The following is an 18,209-nucleotide window of genomic DNA, read 5'->3' on the forward strand; positions in this document are numbered from 1 at the left end:
TTTATTATAAGGTTATGACCAACACCTACGACATTCCCAACACACACGCCGACCACGCCGCCAACCAGGGCGAGGGCCGGCTGCTCATCTTCTCCGCTCCCTCGGGAAGCGGCAAGAGCACCATCGTGAAATGGCTCATGGAGCAGCATCCCGAGCTGCGACTGGCCTTCTCGGTGAGCGCCACCACACGTGCTCCACGAGGCACCGAGCGCAACGGCGTGGAGTATCTGTTCCTCACGGAGCAGGAGTTTCGCAAGAAGATTGCCGACGGCGAGTTTTTGGAGCACGAGGAGGTTTACCCCGGACGGTTCTACGGCACCCTGAAGGAACAGGTGGAGACGCAGTGCCAACGGGGCGAAAACGTGGTCTTCGACGTCGATGTGAAGGGTGGCTGCAACATCAAGCAATATTATGGCGACCGCGCCCTCAGCATCTTTATCCAACCGCCATCGGTCGAGGAGTTGCGGCGCCGACTGGAAGGACGCGCCACCGACGCGCCCGAGGTCATCGAGCAGCGACTGGCCAAGGCGTCGTACGAGTTGACCTTCGCACCGCGCTTCGACCACATCGTGGTCAACGACGACCTCGACACGGCCGAGGCGGAGGCTTACCGTCTTGTCAGCCAATTCCTGAAGCGTTGACCGTCATGGACCCACTTGTGCCAACGGGCATCTTCGGGGGTTCCTTCAACCCCATCCACACGGGACACATCGGGTTGGCGCGCGACATTCTGCGTCTCGCCAACCTCGAAGAGGTGTGGTTTCTCGTGTCGCCCCTCAATCCTTTCAAGCGTGCGGCCGGCGACTTGCTCGACGACCGCCTGCGCTTCGACATGGTGCGGCGCGCCCTCTGCGACGAGCCCCACTTGGTGGCGTCCGACTATGAGTTCGCCCTGCCCAAGCCGTCTTACACGTGGCAGACGCTGGCCCACCTGCGCGCCGACCATCCCGACCGCCAGTTCTCGCTCATCATTGGCGCCGACAACTGGTTGGCGTTCGATCGTTGGGCCCATCCCGACGACATTCTCCACCACCATCCCATCATTGTTTATCCACGTGAGGGCTATCCCATCGACAAGGCCTCACTGCCGGCCTGTGTCTCGCTTGTCGACACAGGCCTCTACCCCATCAGCAGCACCGACATACGCCATCGCGTGGCCCAAGGCGAGCCCGTCGAGGGCCTGGTGCCGCCCGCCATCGTTCCGATGGTTGAGGAATATTATAAGTAATGGGCAAGGGGCTTATGGGCATAAGGAAACTCTTATGCCCACAAACCCCTACACACCTTGTCTTTCCACGCCTTTTTCCCTATTGTTCCTCCCATTCTTCATTTAACCCCAATCGACCATGAGACCGAAACAGATGGGTAATAGGCATTCCCTTTCTTCTTTTCAATTCTTGTCAGCGTTTCTTTCGGCATCTTGCTTCCATTCGTGTTTTGCCATAGCCCGCTATGGCTTCAACACGCCTGTTGCAACCTGCTCGAAACAAACACCAACAAGAATTAAAATCTCATGGCCGATTGGGGTTTAACCGAAAATTCTTCGCTTAAAAGTTTGCGGTCTCGGAAAGAACCTATATCTTTGTCAAAAATTAACTATAATCTAAAGAAAAACCACAAATCATGGCAGAATTGGAAGTGAAAGAGCTTGAGGCCGTTGTTGTGCGATTCTCGGGCGACTCAGGCGATGGCATGCAGCTCGCCGGAAACATCTTTTCCACGGTGTCGGCCACCGTGGGCAACGGCATATCCACCTTCCCCGACTATCCGGCCGACATCCGCGCCCCACATGGCTCACTCACGGGCGTATCGGGTTATCAGGTGCATATCGGTGAAGGACAAGTTTACACACCAGGCGACAAGTGTGACGTGCTCGTAGCCATGAACGCAGCGGCGCTCAAGACTCAATACCGCCACGCCAAACCGTTGGCAACCATCATCATCGACGCCGACTCCTTTGGTCCCGCCGACCTGAAGAAGGCGCAGTTCGCAAGCGACGACTACCTGGGCGAGATGAAGATCAACCCCGACCATGTGGTGGCTTGCCCCATCACCACAATGGTGAAGGATTGCCTGCAAGATAGCGGCATGGACAACAAGGCCATCCTGAAGTGCCGCAACATGTTCGCCCTCGGACTGGTGTGCTGGCTCTTCAACCGCGAGATCAGCCTGGTGGAGCAATTCCTCCATGAGAAGTTTGCCAAGAAACCGGCCGTGGCAGAGGCCAACATCAGCGTCGTGAAAGCAGGCTACAACTATGGTGCCAACACCCACGCCTCGGTGCCCGCCACCTACCGCATCGAATCGAAGCATAAGGTGCCCGGACGTTACATGGACATCACGGGCAACAAGGCTACCGCCTACGGCTTGATGGCCGCCGCCGAGCGAGCCGGCCTGAAGCTCTACCTTGGTTCATATCCCATCACTCCCGCCACCGACATCCTGCACGAGCTGGCCAAGCACAAGTCGATGGGTGTCATCACCATGCAGGCAGAGGACGAGCTGGCCGCATGCTCATCGGCCATTGGCGCGGCATTCGCCGGAGCGCTGGCCGCCACCAGCACATCAGGACCGGGCATCTGCCTGAAGAGTGAGGCCATGAACCTCGCCGTCATCGATGAGCTGCCATTGGTCATCATCGACGTGCAGCGCGGCGGTCCCTCAACGGGATTGCCCACCAAGAGTGAGCAGACCGACCTGCTGCAGGTGCTCTATGGCCGCAACGGCGAGAGCCCCATGCCGGTCATTGCCGCCACCAGCCCCACCGATTGCTTCGACGCCGCCTTCATGGCTTGCAAGATAGCGCTCGAGCACCTCACACCGGTGGTGCTCCTCACCGACGCGTTCATCGCCAACGGATCGGCCGCATGGAAACTGCCGAAGCTCGACGAACTGCCTGAGATCCATCCCCACCGCGTGCTGGAGAACCAGAAGTTCAAGTACTCGCCCTACCGCCGCGATCCCGAATCGCTCGTGCGCTACTGGGCCGTGCCGGGCCAGGAGGGCTACACACACATCCTCGGCGGACTGGAGAAGGACGGCGAGACGGGTACCATCTCGACCGACCCAGAGAACCACCACCTGATGGACAACCTGCGCTTCGGCAAGGTGGCGCGCATTCACGTGCCCGACCTCGAGGTGGAGGGCGACGCCGACGACGCCGACCTGCTCATCGTGGGCTTCGGATCGACCTACGGCCACCTGCATGCGGCTATGGCCGAACTGCGACGCCGCGGACACAAGGTGGCATTGGCCCAACTGAAATACATCAACCCGCTGCCCGCCAACACCGCTGAGGTGTTGACACGCTACAAGAAGGTAGTGGTGGCTGAGCAGAACCTCGGACAGCTCGCCGCCCTGCTGCGCATACGCATCAACGGATTCACGCCCTACCAGCTCGACCGAGTGAAGGGCCAGCCGCTGCGCACGCACAGAATAGCAACCATCTTCGAGAACATCATCCTCGATAAGATACATGCCAACGGCGACACCTTCACCTCGCGCATTGTCTAAAACAGATGAACTTTAACCATTCTACCTTTATCCGACTTTTCAAATCATGAATTACACAGTCAACGATTATAAGAAAGGCCAGCCCCGCTGGTGCCCGGGTTGCGGCGATCACAGTTTCTTGGCATCTTTGCAAAAGGCCATGGCGGAGCTCGGCGTGCCGCCCTACCAGACGGCTGTCATCAGCGGTATAGGCTGCTCAAGCCGCCTGCCCTACTACGTCAACACCTACGCCATGCAGACCATCCATGGACGTGCGGCCGCCATCGCCACGGGCGTGAAGGTGGCCAACCCTGAGCTCACCGTCTGGCAGGTGTCGGGCGATGGCGACGGACTGGCCATCGGCGGCAACCACTTCATCCATGCCATGCGCCGTAACGTCGACATCAACATCATCCTGCTCAACAACCGCATCTACGGCCTGACCAAGGGCCAATACTCGCCCACCAGCCCCCGCGGCTTCGTGTCGAAGTCGAGCCCCTATGGCACCGTGGAGGACCCGTTCCGCCCCGCTGAGCTCTGCTTCGGCGCACGCGGCCACTTCTTCGCACGCGCCGTGGCCACCGACAGCACAGGCACCGTGCACATCCTCAAGGCGGCAGCGCAGCATAAGGGTGCCACCGTTTGCGAGATTTTGCAAAACTGCGTGATCTTCAACAACGGTGCACACGAGCCCATCTACACACGCGAGGGACGCGAGCGCAACGCCATCTACGTGGAGCACGGCAAGCCATTGGTGTTCGGCGAACAGAAACAGTACGGACTGGTGCAGGAGGGCTTCGGACTGAAAGTGGTGGAGATCGGCAAGGACGGCTACACCCTCGACGACATCCTCGTGCACGACGCCCACTGCCAGGACAACACGCTGCAACTGAAGCTCGCCATGATGGACAACGAGCACGGATTCCCCGTGGCGCTCGGTGTCATCCGCGACGTGGAGGCACCCACCTACGACGAGGCCATCTACGCGCAAATCGAGGAGGTGAAGGCCGCCAAGCCCTACCACTGCTTCGAGGAGCTTCTCGAAACCAACGACATCTGGGAGGTGAAGTAACGCCCCATCACGGCCGTTGCGCCACAGCGGCGCGCCGCACCTCACACCCCTCATACCATCAGGCTGCAGGAACACCCCCTGCAGCCTTTTTTGCATACAAGCCACCGTGCGGAGGCTATCGCCCAAGGACTGGGGGCGACAAGAAAAACTGACAGCCGATCCATTGGGTCAGCATACAGACAGGGCCATTTTTCCAAGTCGATATTGCAAAACGACAACGAAAACGGCAAATTTTGTATTCTTTAACCTAAAAATGTTTTATCCATCCCGAAAAACCATTGCACACGCTTTGCGGCTTGTGCGGAAATTGCTACCTTTGCTCCCAAAAGAAGAGAATATTCAACTTATATAAACTTAAATTATTAAGTAAAATGGCAAGGTTTAACAAGTCAGTTTTAGCAAACTACGGCATCCAGACGGGTACCGCAGAAGTTCTGTACAACCCCTCATACGAGGTGCTCTTCAATGAGGAGACTCAGCCGGGTCTGGAAGGCTTCGACAAGGCTCAGGAGACAGAGCTTGGCGCAGTGAACGTGATGACCGGTGTTTACACAGGCCGTTCGCCTAAGGACAAGTTCATCGTTGATGACGCTACTTCTCACGACACCGTATGGTGGGACTCTGAGGAATATCATAACGACAACCACCGCGCCTCTGAGGAGACATGGAAGGCCTGCAAGAAGCTCGCTCAGGATGAGCTGAGCTACAAGAAGCTCTATGTGGTCGACGGTTTCTGCGGCACACACCACGACACCCGCATGAAGGTTCGCTTCATCGTGGAGGTGGCATGGCAGGCTCACTTCGTGACCAACATGTTCATCCGTCCGAAGACTGAGGCTGACTTCGAGCAGGAGCCCGACTTCATCGTTTACAACGCCTCTAAGGCTAAGGTGACCAACTGGAAGGAGCTGGGTCTGCACTCAGAGACTGCCGTGTTGTTCAACGTTACCTCTAAGGAGCAGGTTATCCTCAACACATGGTATGGTGGTGAGATGAAGAAGGGTATGTTCTCTATGCAGAACTACTTCCTCCCCTTGCGCGGCATCGCCAGCATGCACTGCTCTGCCAACACCGACATGAACGGTGAGAACACCGCTATCTTCTTCGGTCTGTCTGGTACAGGTAAGACCACTCTGAGCACCGACCCGAAGCGTAAGCTGATCGGTGACGACGAGCACGGATGGGACGACCAGGGTGTGTTCAACCTCGAGGGTGGCTGCTATGCCAAGGTTATCAACCTCGACAAGGAGGCTGAGCCCGACATCTACGGCGCTATCTGCCGCGACGCTCTGCTCGAGAACGTTACTGTCGACGAGAACGGCAAGATCGACTTCGCTGACAAGAGCGTTACTGAGAACACTCGCGTGAGCTATCCTATCTACCACATCCACAACATCCAGCGCCCCGAGAGCCAGGGTCCCGCTGCAAAGCAGGTTATCTTCCTCTCTGCCGACGCATTCGGCGTGCTGCCTCCTGTGAGCATCCTCAACGCTGAGCAGACGAAGTACTACTTCCTCTCTGGTTTCACAGCCAAGCTCGCTGGTACAGAGCGCGGCATCACTGAGCCTACTCCTACTTTCTCTGCTTGCTTCGGCCAGGCATTCCTGGAGCTGCATCCTACAAAGTATGCTGAGGAGCTCGTGAAGCACATGGAGAAGAGCGGTGCCAAGGCTTACCTGGTTAACACAGGTTGGAACGGTACTGGCAAGCGTATCTCTATCCGCGACACACGTGGTATCATCGACAGCATCCTGAACCACGAGATCGACAAGGCTCCTACAAAGACTATCCCCTTCTTCAACTTCGTGGTTCCCACACAGTTGGAGGGTGTAGACGCTGGTATCCTCGATCCTCGCGACACTTACGCTAACGCTTCTGAGTGGGAGGTTAAGGCCAAGGATCTGGCTCAGCGCTTCATCAAGAACTTCAAGAAGTACGAGGGCAACGAGGCTGGTAAGGCTCTGGTTGCTGCTGGTCCTCAGCTCTAAGCATCAACATCGCCTTCGGGCAGCATAGCATAGGCCCACCGAAAGGATAGGCCACTGCCCGAAAGCTATCATCACATAGGAGGCCTGCTCTCATCCAAGAGAGCGGGCCTTTTTGTGTTTACACGGCATTCCACACCCACGCTACAGCAGATTTGGTTTCCATTCTTACCTCGTCAGTCCACACCAAGAACGGGTTTATCCCCAACCCAATGCCACAATTCTCGCAAATCACGCAGGCGTGCTACCGCTACATCCCCACCTTCTTTATCTCTATCAAACCGCATGCGAATCTGCGTTTTGTTGTGAAAGTTCTGAAAAATCCGTGCACACTTTTAGGGATGAAATAGAGAACGAAAAAGTCGTTTTTATGGCATTGAATCGGCAAAATCAATGTGACGCTTTGCGATTAGGCATCTTTCGGGTTGCGAAAGGCCATATTTCGAGGCACCGATAGGTAGGTATCGCATTGCCTTTGGGCATGTTTCGTGGTGCGAAAGATGCCTAACCGCAAGGCAAAATGTAAAAAACGGAGTGCCTATTTTAGTCTCAAGAATATAAAGCTTTGATTATTAGTTATTTACGAAACGCGTCTGAGAATCGCGTATTTCTGGCAAATCTTTCCGTCATGGAAAAGAAGTGTGTAGTTCTTGCTATAGTTTGTAAGGGCTTTTAACCCAAATCGGTCATTAGATTTCAATTCTTGTTGGTGTTTGTTTCGAGCAGGTTGCGACAGTCGCGCCCAAAGGCATAGTGAGCTATGTAGAAACGCGAATGGAAGCAAGATGCCGAAAGAAACGCTGACAAGAGTTGGAAAGAATCAATAATAGCCTACAATTTTACCTATTTCGGTCTAATGACCGATTGGGGACAAATTTTCTTTCCATAATATTTGCACGTTTGATAGTTTTTCCATAATTTAGCAACGGATACAACAAGTTTCCGCCTTAAACCAAATTACAAGGGTTCAAAAATCCTACGTTGGACCGATATTCTAAGAATTACGCAGCAATAAGAGGACGTGAGCAACAACTTATCGACTACTATGGAGGAATTGGAAGCAAAAGAGTGGGCAATGATATTAGGGGCGTAGCCAAATGGAATCCTTCAGGCAGGCATTTCCACAACGAATCTAATAAGGCGTTCGGAAATCTTGCTCCATATACAGGTTTTTAAATTTGTTCTAATAAATATAATAATGTTTTGAATTTACGAAATGGAAGACTTGGAATTTTATAAAACTTGGTGTTTGGTAATAATAAATTTTACATGGCAGAAAACCATAGAAAGTGACAAAAAGAGAGTAAATCATGAAGAGGCATGCAAGGAAACCGACAAAATTTTTGAAGATATCAAAAAGCGCATACAAGGATACTACAAAAAAGGGAGCCTTAGTCTAATGAGAAGAAGTTTTACCTATATAAACGAATTAGTCCCTGAGCCTGGCGACCCCGACTATCCCATTCTCGACGCGCGCCTCCTTGCCGCCTGCGGCAAGGGCCTTGATGACCTCTACAAGAAGCGATGGGAAAGAATAGCGAAAATCAAGGAGCGAGGCAAGTTGCGCTCGGACAGCGAGTTTTGTCTCATTAACGAGCACATGGACTATCTGATCAACATGGGTGCGCCCGACGAAGAGACGGAGCTGTTCGATAGCATGTTGTTCGACTATGAGGAACGAGCAAGGAAAAGAAGGGAAAAACGGGAAAAACAGAAAAAGGACAAGTCGTAAATCCTGTTTGCAAAGAGATTCGATTGCCAGTAGTATGACTTGAAAATAGAATTCACATGCGCAGTAGAATGGTTTTCAACTACGGGACGGAACTTTCCGACGCTCTGATCCAGGGTGGCACAATGGGATATTTTTCATTCGTTCTGAACGTAAACGATTGCGTAAAAGCGGTTTCGAACCCAAATGAGGGTTGCGGGCGCTCCAACCAGGCGCCATGACCTATCACAGCAACATGTGTGCATTGGGGATGCGATAGAGTGTAAAATCGCCCTAATTAAGCGGCTTTTGTAATAAAACTCGTAAAATTTCATCAAAATGCAATAGAATTATCTAAATTATTGCAAAAAAGTTTGGCGTGAACGAGCACAATGTGTATCTTTGCGGTGTCTTCGTGAGAAGATTCCAATAAAGTTTCATTAGGTTAGTAGTTTGATAGATTTTTTAAGGTAAAGGTGAGAATATTGTTATAGGGTCATTGGACCCGTTCCGGCAGAGGATGCCATTGTCAAAACGACAACGCCAAACGAGTCAAGTTTTTTTTGTTTGGTGGCGCGCCGAAAGCCGATAGCAATATCCTTACGAAAAATGGCAGTGCGAGTGATCGTATTGCCATTTTTTATGCCTTCTACGCTCGTGCCAAACGGCCTAACCCATTCTGAAACAAACCTTAAAAAAGGCCACCAATTCGATAATTAACATAATAAACACCGAAATATGGCCATAAATTAAAGAAATCTCCGTAAATTTGCAGCTAAATTATAAATTATACGCGCGCAAAAATGATTAAAAAGTTATTCTCGCTGCTCATCATTGTCGCAGCAATGGTCTCTTTGACCTCCTGCCTCAGCGACACTGATGTCGAGGTGACATACTACGACGACACCGCTATCACAGCCTTCTCGCTGGGTACAATCAACCGCTACAACCACACCACAAAGACCGACGGTACGGGCGACAGCATTTATGTCACCAAAATCGCCGGCAGCAGCTATAAGTTCTATATCGATCAGGTCAACGCCCTGATTTACAACCCCGACTCGCTGCCCGTCAACTGCGACGCCAAGCACGTGATTTGCTCGTTCTCAACCAAGAACGGCGGCGTGGTCATGCTCAAGCTGAAGGACATGTGGGGAAGAGACAGCATCGGCTATTACCAGTCGACCGACTCGATCGACCTCTCCACACCCATCAAGGTGCGCGTCTACAGCAACCGCGGCAACGCCTACAAGGAGTACGTGCTGAAGCTCAACGTGCATAAGCAGACTGGCGACGAGTTTGCATGGGGAAAGGCCACAGCCGAAGGCGCCGACCAGCTGGGCGCACGACGCTTCGCACAGCTCGGCAACAGCATGTGGCTCTTCTGCCAGGCCAGCGACAAGACCATCGGCTACCAACTCGTAAACGGCAGTTGGCAAAAGGCTTCGGAGCTCGAGGGCGACGACGCCTACAAGAGCGTCGCCACACTGGGCAACAGCCTCTATACCTACAGCAACGGTTATCTCTACCAGTCGGCCGACGGGGTGAACTGGAGCAAGATGGACACTCCCAACCAAATCAAGCAAATCATCGGAGGATCAGGAAGCCGACTCTACGCGCTGACAACCAGCGGATTGGCTTACACCACCGACGGACAGACATGGGTGAACGACGCGCTCGACAGCAACGCCGACGCCCTGCCCGAAAGCGATATCAACCTCGTGGCAATGCCTTCGAAGGTGAACGCCAACACCAACAACCTGACACTCATCGGCAACCGCAACGGCAAGACGGTGGTGTGGACCAAGGTGGAGGAGAACGGCGAACACGCCGACAACAACGCTTGGGCACTGCTCCCCGAGGACAGCTACAACCAAAAGACCCTGCCCTGCCTCGAAGGATTGCAGGTGGTGGTCTACGACGGCGGACTGCTCGCCACAGGAAGCAGCACATCGCTCTTCTACAAGAGCCTCGACCACGGACTCACCTGGAGCAGCGTCGACCTCTATGCCACACCCATCATACAGGCCGACCCAACGGCTGCGGCGCTCTTCTGCGACAGCAACAACATTCTCTATTTTAGCAAGGCACAACTGTCAACGGTTCTCTCGGGCCGATTGGCACGCCTCGGATGGAAGACGGAGCAGACGTCCTTCAACAAATAGTCTGTAAATATCTTTGGCTAACAATCCAACAAACCGCCCACTCATGAAACACCTGATGCTCACATTGGCGCTCCTGGCGATGGCTTGCGGCCCCCTGAAGGCGCAAGACGATCCCCAATACCGCATGGAGATAGGTGGCGGAGTGGGCCTGATGGGTTACCTGGGCGACTTCAACGGCAACCTGACCAAAGACCTGCAACCCATGGCCACAGTGCTGGCACGCTACGTCTTCAACCCCTACATGGCCCTGAAGATGAACGTAAGCTACGGAACCATGAAAGGATCGTCGGCCGACGTGGAAACCTTCTACCCCGACTACGCCGAGAAACCCTACGAGTTTAAGAACAAGCTCTTCGACGTGGGAGTGGCCTACGAGTACAACTTCCTGCCCTATGGCACCGGGCGCGACTACCGAGGAGCCAAACGGTTGGCACCCTACGTGTTCGGAGGACTGGGCATCACCTACGCCGACACCGACGACAAAGGGCAGGTGGCGTTCAACCTGCCCATCGGACTGGGAGTGAAGTACAAACTCGCCGAACGCCTGAACGTGGGGCTCGAATGGGCCATCCACTTCGCACAGAGCGACAAGCTCGACGGGGTGAAAGACCCCTACTACATAGAGAGCACCGGACTCTTCAAGAACACCGACTGCTACTCCACCCTGCAACTAACGCTCACCTACAGCTTCATGCCCAAGTGCGTGACGTGTAATAAAGAATAAGGTGGCGGAAAACAGAAGCAATCATTCGTACATGATAAAGCAACGAATATGGACATGACACGGATACCACAGCACATCGCCATCATCATGGATGGTAACGGGCGATGGGCTACCGAGAGAGGAAAGGACCGAAGCTACGGCCATCAGGCCGGAGTGGACACCGTAAGGCGCATCACCTCGGAGTGTACGCGCCTCGGAGTGAAGTACCTCACGCTCTACACCTTCTCTACGGAGAACTGGAACCGACCGGCCAACGAGATAAGCGCACTCATGGGACTGGTGCTGACCTCGCTCGAAGACGAGATATTCATGAAGAACAACGTGCGCTTCCGAGTCATCGGAGACGTGGGCCGACTGCCCGCCGACGTGCAACAGAAGCTGCACGAGACCGAGGAGCACACCGCGGCCAACACCGCCATGACCATGGTGGTGGCGCTCAGCTACTCGGCACGGTGGGAAATCACCAACGCCGTCAGGCAGATCGTGGCCGAGGCCAACGAAAAGCCCGGACAACTGAAACCCGAGGATATCACAGAGGAATACATCGCTCAGCGATTGCAGACTCCGTTCATGCCCGACCCCGACCTGCTCATACGAACAGGAGGCGAGTGCAGGGTGAGCAATTACCTGCTCTGGCAAATAGCCTACTCGGAACTCTACTTCTGCGACACCTATTGGCCCGACTTCTCCGAGGACGACCTCAAGAAGGCCATAGAGAGCTACCAAGGACGACAGCGCAGGTTCGGAAAGACCGAGGCGCAAGTGGAGAACGAACAGTAGCAAATCTCCACAACACACACGCGAAACCATCGCAAACACACATATAAGACTAAGCACATAGCAAACTAAGGATGTACAAATTCAAACATAAAGCCCTGTTGAGCCTCGCGCTCTTGGCCTGCAGCGCCATGACAAACGCACAGGACAAGATCGTATTTCCCGACATCACATACGCCGGATCACCACGCGACGTGGTCATCGGCGGAATCAACGTATCGGGAATGAGCGGCTACGAGGATTACATGCTCACCGGAATTTCCGGATTGACAGTGGGACAACACATCGAACTGCCAGGAACTGCCATCACCGAAGCCGTAAAACGCTATTGGAAACACGGACTGTTCTCAGAGGTGCAGATTGCCGCCGACTCCCTCGTGGGCGACAAGGTGTACCTGCATATCTCGCTGAAGGCGCGTCCACGCGTATCGCAAATCAACTACATCGGTCTGAAGAAGAGCGAGCGGCAGGACATGGAGCAGAAGCTGGGCATCCTCAAAGGCGGACAAATCACGCCCAACATGATCGACCGAGCAAAAATCCTGGGAAAGAAATACTTCGAGGACAAGGGATTCAAAAACGCCGACATCGAGATACAACAGCGCGACGACGTGGCCTCTAAGAACGAGGTGATACTCGACGTCATCATCGACAAGAAGGAGAAAATGCGCGTCCGCAACATCGTCATCGAGGGAAACGAGAAACTCTCGAATCTCAGAATCAAGGGCGGACTGTTCAGAAAGGGCGCATTCGCAAAGACACACGAGGCGGGCAAACTGGCCACATTCCTCAAGTCGAAGAAGTTTACCCCGGAGCGCTGGAAAGCCGACAAGCAGAAGCTTATCGAGAAATACAACGAGCTGGGATACCGCGACGCCACCATCCTGGGCGACAGCGTGTGGAACGTAGACCCAAAGCACGTCAACGTGTGGATAAAGGTCGAAGAGGGACAGAAATACTACGTGCGCAACGTGCAGTGGGTGGGCAACACCGTTTACAACTCCGACCTGCTCTCCCACTACCTCAGCTTGCACAAGGGAAGCGTGTACAACCAGAAACTCATGGACAAGCGACTGAGCACAGACGACGACGCCGTGAGCAACCTTTACTATAACAACGGTTACGTGTTCTCGCATATCGACCCTGTGGAGGTGAACGTCGTGGGCGACTCCATCGACCTGGAGATGCGCATCTACGAAGGACCGCAGGCACACCTGAGCCATGTGCGAATCGCCGGTAACACCCGTCTGTACGAGAACGTGGTGAGACGCGAGCTGCGCACCAAGCCGGGCGACCTCTTCTCACGCGAGGCTTTGATGCGCTCGGCACGTGAGTTGGCGTCGATGGGACACTTCGACCAAGAAAAGGTGGTGCCCGATGTGCGCCCCAACACCGACGACGGAACGGTCGATGTGAACTGGAACCTTGAGCAAAAGTCGAACGACCAGGTGGAGTTCTCACTCGGATGGGGACAGACCGGTATCATCGGCCGCGTGGGACTCACGCTCAACAACTTCTCCATGGCCAATCTCTTCGGAAAGAACAAGGCGCACCGCGGCATACTGCCCGTGGGCGACGGCGAGAAGCTCTCGCTCGGCGTGCAGACCAATGCCTCCTATTACCAAAGCTATAACCTGAGCTATTCAACCAACTGGTTTGGAAACAAGCGACCCATCCAGTTCTCTGTCGGAACCTACTTCTCCAAGTCGACCGACGTGTCGAGCAACTACTACAACACCGCTTGGCAGAACAGCTACATGAACTACCTCTACGGTTACAACAGCTACGGTTACAACTACCAGAACTACCAGAACTACTACGACCCCGACAAGTACGTGAAGATGTTGGGCGTCAACGTGGGATGGGGTAAGCGCCTGAGATGGCCCGACGACTATTTCACGCTCTCCGTGCAGTTGTCATACACGCGTTACATGCTGAAAAACTGGCGCTACTTCCTGCTCACCAACGGTAACTCAAACAACCTGAACCTGAGCATCGCCATCAACCGCACCTCCACCGACAACCAACTGTTCCCACGCCAGGGTTCGGAGTTTACGGCAAGCGTCACCATCACACCGCCATGGTCGCTGTGGGACGGAAAGGATTACAAGAACCTCGCTACCGATATCCACTCGGCAAGCTACGTGAAGGAGCAGCAAGAGAAGTATCGCTGGATTGAGTATCACAAGTGGAAGTTCAAGGCACGCACATTCACCGCACTCACATCGGCACAGAAAACCTTCGTGCTCATGACACGCGTGGAGCTCGGATTGCTCGGAAGCTTCAACAAATACAAGAAGAGCCCGTTCGAGACCTACTACATGGGTGGCGACGGCATGAGCGGATACTCCTATGGATACGCCACAGAGACCATCGGCTTGCGTGGTTACGACAACGGTAATCTTACACCATACGGATACGAAGGATACGCATACGACCGCTTCACCTTAGAGCTGCGCTATCCGTTTATGCTGGGCAACACCACCATCTACGGACTCACCTTCGTTGAGGGAGGTAACGCTTGGAACGACACGAAGAAGTTCAACCCCTTCGACATGAAGCGCTCGGCAGGTATCGGTGTTCGCATCTTCCTGCCTATGGTAGGATTGATGGGTATCGATTGGGCCTACGGTTTCGACAAGTACTTCCTTGGACAACAGCAAGGTGGAGGCCAATTCCACTTCATCCTCGGACAGGAGTTCTAACCCTAAACGGAGAAACCTATCCGTCGCAAGACAACCAACGGAAAAGGAAGCTACAACGCTTACGCCATCAGTGGACAGGAGCCACACTCCTGTCCATAAACGATAGCGGGCCAAGACCTTCACAACAAAAAAGGAAGGGGCGTGTAACAAATGAATGGGCAAAACGTCTAACAGACGTTGGCACCATGCCAAACACGACCCACAAACTAAAAAAGAAAGAACATGAAAGCGATGAACCATAAGGAAAGACGCAGCCGGCTGGCAAGCCTCCTCGTCCTTTGCCTGTTCGCACTCATGCCGATAGGCAAGGCGCAGGCGCAGAAATTCGCATTGGTCGACATGGAGTATGTGCTGAAAAACATACCCGCCTATGAGCGCGCCAACGAGCAACTCAACCAGGTGTCGAAGAAATGGCAGGCCGAAGTGGAGGCGCTCAACACCGAAGCCTCTACGATGTACAAGAACTATCAGAACGAGGTGGTGTTCCTCTCACAGGAGCAAAAGAAGGCCAAACAAGAGCAAATCATGGCCAAGGAGAAAGAAGCCTCTGACCTGAAGAAGAAGTATTTCGGTCCCGAAGGGGAACTCTTCAAAAAGCGCGAGAGTCTCATGACGCCCATCCAAGAGGAGATCTACAACGCCGTGAAGGAGATATCCGACCTCCGGGGCTACTCGCTGGTCATAGACCGAGCTTCCGACACGGGCATCATCTACGGCTCACCCAAGATCGACATCTCGCAAGAGGTGCTGCAAAAACTTGGATATTAAGCCGCAACCACGCACGTGGCACACACCCCAAAAGCCAATAGGATACCGCTAAAGCCGGCTTGCCTATCCGCGGTGTCATGCGAACGCCAATGCGGATTCCCGCAAACAGTGGCACGTGAAGTGGAAAACCCAGAAACCTAACAAGAAAAAATCATATCAATTTTAGACAAGAACATGAAAAAGTTTTTATTAATGATCATGCTGATGGCTCCGTTGGCCACATTCGCACAGAAGTTTGGCAAGGTTAACTCTCAAACCATCTTCAGTTCTCTGCCCGAGGTGGCAAAGGCCAACGGCGAGTTCCAGGCTCTGCAGCAGCAGAAGCGCAACGAGTTGGAAAGCATGCAGAATGAGTTCCAGCGCCAGCTCGACACCTACCAGAAGGGCAAGAGCACTATGAACCAGACACAGCAGGAGCAGAAGGAAACCGAGCTGACCAACCTGAGCCAGAAGATTCAGCAGGCCAGCCAGGACGCTCAGCAGGAGCTGGAGAAGAAGCAGCAGGAGCTGATGCAGCCTATCCAGACCAAGATCATGAACGCCATCAGCAGCGTTGGTAAGGCTGGTGGTTACACCTTTATCTTCGAGGAAGGCTCAGCACCCTACATGGGAACAGCCGTCGAGGACGTAACCAGCAAGGTGCAGGCTGAGATCACCAAGATGAAGTAAGCTCACCCGCACACAAACCATTAACCATCCGCCCGCAGGAAAAGGTGAACACCTGCTCCTGCGGGCGGTTGCCTTTTCACAAGTGGCACACGGCATTTGCAACCCCTATCGCTGCGCCACAAAGCCTCAACAACCCTAAAACACCAAACGATGAAACGTCTTTTCCTATCAATCATCACTGCCACGGCTACACTCGTGACATTCGCTCAAGGCTACGACGCCGTGGCAACCGAGACGTCGATGGCCACAACCAACAACGCCAGCGCCAACGTGCAACCGTTCCGCTTCGGCTATTTCAGCTATCGGGAAGCGTTCAAGTCGATGCCCGACTATGTCATCGCCCAGCGAAACATCGATGACTTGCGGACCAAATACGTCAACGAGATGAAGCGCGTGGAGCAGGAGTTCAACCAGAAATACGAGATGTTCCTCGATGGGCAACGCGACTTTGCGCCCTCCATTCGCCACAAGCGCCAGGCCGAACTGCAAGAGTTGATGGAGAAGAACATGGCGTTTAAGGAAGAGGCCAAACGACTGCTGAAGGAGGCCGAGGGCAACATTTACAAGCCGTTGCGCGACAAACTGACCGCCGCCCTGCAGCGAGTGGCCAAGGAGAAGGGCCTTGCCTTCATCCTCAACACCGACAACGACGCCGTGCCATTCATCGACCCAACAACCGGATTCAACGTTCAGGCCGACGTAAACGCAGCCTTGCAATAACCCAAACAGGACTTATGGACAAGCCATCGGTAGCGATGCGGCCAGCCATAAGCTACAACCAACAAGCCGATAGGCACGGCTAATAAGCCGAAAAAAACACGCTGCGAGCCATCAACGGGCACACGGCGCACACACCATACATAACACCAAACATTCACGTCATGAACTATCCACAAGCGAACGGCCCCATCGGCGTCTTCGACTCAGGCTACGGCGGCCTGACCATCCTGCATGGCATACGACAGTTGTTGCCCGAATACGACTACATCTACGTCGGCGACAACGCCCGCGCTCCTTACGGCCCACGCTCGTTCGACGTGGTTTACGAGTTCACCCGACAGGCCGTAAGCAAGCTCTTCGACATGGGTTGCCGACTTGTCATCATCGGTTGCAACACCGCGTCGGCAAAGGCTTTGCGCAGCATTCAGCAGAACGACTTGCCCCAATGGGACCCCACACGGCGCGTGCTGGGCGTGATACGTCCCACGGCCGAGATCATCGGAAAGCTCACCCGCAACGGCCACGTGGGATTGCTCGCCACCGAAGGCACGGTGAAGAGCCAGAGCTACAACCTCGAGATCGCCAAACTATGGCCCAACATCAAGGTGACGGGGCAAGCCTGTCCGTTCTGGGTGCCCCTCATCGAGTATAACGAGGCCGACTCGCCAGGCGCCGACTACTTCGTGAAGAAGCGCATGGACCAGCTCATGCTCAAAGATCCCGACATCGACACCATCATTCTGGGCTGCACCCACTACCCCATCCTCATGCCCAAGATACTGAAATACACCAAGCCGGGAGTGACCATCGTGCCACAGGGCGAGTATGTGGCGAGCAGCCTGAAAGACTATCTACGCCGACATCCCGAGATGGACACCACGCTGACACGAGGTGCCACGTGCCGCTACTACACCACCGAAAGTCCCGAGCGGTTCAAGGAAACAGCATCCATCTTCCTGCACGAGAACGTCGATGTGGAACATGTGGACCTGGGGCAAGAACGAGCCTCCTAAGGACGAACAAGGCTGCAACCACCAACAACGCATAAAAGAATCATTAACATCCAATTAAAATAGAACAAACAACATGCAAGAGACAAGACAAAACCGCATATCACGACTTCTGCAAAAGGAGTTGGCTGAGATCTTCCAGAGCCAAACCCGCAGCATGCACGGCGTGCTTATCAGCGTAACACGCGTACGCATCTCGCCCGACCTGAGCATCTGCACGGCTTACCTGAGCATCTTCCCATCAAACAACGGTGAGGAACTGCTGAAGAATATCACAGCCAACGAGAAGAGCATCCGCTACGAACTGGGGCGACGCGTGCACAACCAGCTGCGCATCATCCCCGAGTTGCGCTTCTTCATCGACGACAGCCTCGACTACATCGACCACATCGACGAACTGCTGAAGAAATAAAC

The 18,209-nt window shown here is 54.1% G+C and carries 14 protein-coding genes and 1 pseudogene; all 15 read left to right on the top strand.

All coding sequences use genetic code 11. From position 1 onward, the window contains the following. Positions 1-14: 14 nt before the first annotated feature. The 15 genes and pseudogenes from gmk (at position 15) to rbfA (ending at position 18,207) form a co-directional block, all read left to right on the top strand. Entirely contained in the window at positions 15-641 is a 627-nt protein-coding gene (gene gmk, locus KM934_RS02775; RefSeq protein WP_215759088.1) for a guanylate kinase, read from the top strand. 5 nt (positions 642-646) lie between these two features. Beyond that, positions 647-1,228, top strand: coding sequence for a nicotinate (nicotinamide) nucleotide adenylyltransferase (gene nadD / locus KM934_RS02780; RefSeq protein ID WP_215759089.1), 582 nt, complete (start codon positions 647-649; stop codon positions 1,226-1,228). A 395-nt stretch (positions 1,229-1,623) separates the two neighbouring features. Then, positions 1,624-3,513, top strand: a complete 1,890-nt coding sequence (locus KM934_RS02785; RefSeq protein ID WP_252344864.1) for a 2-oxoacid:acceptor oxidoreductase subunit alpha — start codon at positions 1,624-1,626, stop codon at positions 3,511-3,513. 46 nt (positions 3,514-3,559) lie between these two features. Further along, positions 3,560-4,564, top strand: coding sequence for a 2-oxoacid:ferredoxin oxidoreductase subunit beta (locus KM934_RS02790; protein ID WP_215759090.1), 1,005 nt, complete (start codon positions 3,560-3,562; stop codon positions 4,562-4,564). A gap of 371 nt (positions 4,565-4,935) precedes the next feature. Then, complete coding sequence (pckA, locus tag KM934_RS02795) at positions 4,936-6,552, top strand: phosphoenolpyruvate carboxykinase (ATP) (protein WP_215759091.1); 1,617 nt, start codon at positions 4,936-4,938, stop codon at positions 6,550-6,552. A 1,396-nt stretch (positions 6,553-7,948) separates the two neighbouring features. After that, positions 7,949-8,281 (top strand): hypothetical protein, encoded by a 333-nt coding sequence (locus tag KM934_RS02800; RefSeq protein ID WP_215759092.1) that lies wholly within the window; start codon positions 7,949-7,951, stop codon positions 8,279-8,281. Between the two features lie 779 nt (positions 8,282-9,060). After that, positions 9,061-10,422 (top strand): DUF6242 domain-containing protein, encoded by a 1,362-nt coding sequence (locus KM934_RS02805; protein WP_215759093.1) that lies wholly within the window; start codon positions 9,061-9,063, stop codon positions 10,420-10,422. A 43-nt stretch (positions 10,423-10,465) separates the two neighbouring features. Then, on the top strand, positions 10,466-11,146 hold the full coding sequence (porG, locus tag KM934_RS02810; protein ID WP_215759094.1) for a type IX secretion system protein PorG: 681 nt from the start codon (positions 10,466-10,468) through the stop codon (positions 11,144-11,146). A gap of 42 nt (positions 11,147-11,188) precedes the next feature. Then, a pseudogene (locus tag KM934_RS02815) lies at positions 11,189-11,926 on the top strand (isoprenyl transferase); the annotation flags it as partial. Between the two features lie 128 nt (positions 11,927-12,054). Continuing rightward, the gene (locus tag KM934_RS02820; RefSeq protein ID WP_252344865.1) at positions 12,055-14,628 is read left to right on the top strand and encodes a BamA/OMP85 family outer membrane protein; all 2,574 of its coding nucleotides are present in this window, start codon (positions 12,055-12,057) and stop codon (positions 14,626-14,628) included. A gap of 231 nt (positions 14,629-14,859) precedes the next feature. After that, positions 14,860-15,396, top strand: a complete 537-nt coding sequence (locus tag KM934_RS02825) for an OmpH family outer membrane protein (RefSeq protein WP_394369478.1) — start codon at positions 14,860-14,862, stop codon at positions 15,394-15,396. Positions 15,397-15,570: 174 nt separating this feature from the next. Beyond that, positions 15,571-16,065, top strand: coding sequence for an OmpH family outer membrane protein (locus KM934_RS02830; protein ID WP_215759098.1), 495 nt, complete (start codon positions 15,571-15,573; stop codon positions 16,063-16,065). Between the two features lie 150 nt (positions 16,066-16,215). Then, positions 16,216-16,785 (top strand): OmpH family outer membrane protein, encoded by a 570-nt coding sequence (locus KM934_RS02835; protein WP_394369477.1) that lies wholly within the window; start codon positions 16,216-16,218, stop codon positions 16,783-16,785. A gap of 161 nt (positions 16,786-16,946) precedes the next feature. Continuing rightward, positions 16,947-17,798, top strand: a complete 852-nt coding sequence (murI, locus tag KM934_RS02840; protein ID WP_215759099.1) for a glutamate racemase — start codon at positions 16,947-16,949, stop codon at positions 17,796-17,798. A 73-nt stretch (positions 17,799-17,871) separates the two neighbouring features. After that, positions 17,872-18,207, top strand: a complete 336-nt coding sequence (gene rbfA, locus KM934_RS02845; protein WP_215759100.1) for a 30S ribosome-binding factor RbfA — start codon at positions 17,872-17,874, stop codon at positions 18,205-18,207. Positions 18,208-18,209: the final 2 nt, after the last annotated feature.

This window comes from Hallella faecis (assembly GCF_018789675.1).
GTDB lineage: Bacteria > Bacteroidota > Bacteroidia > Bacteroidales > Bacteroidaceae > Prevotella > Prevotella faecis.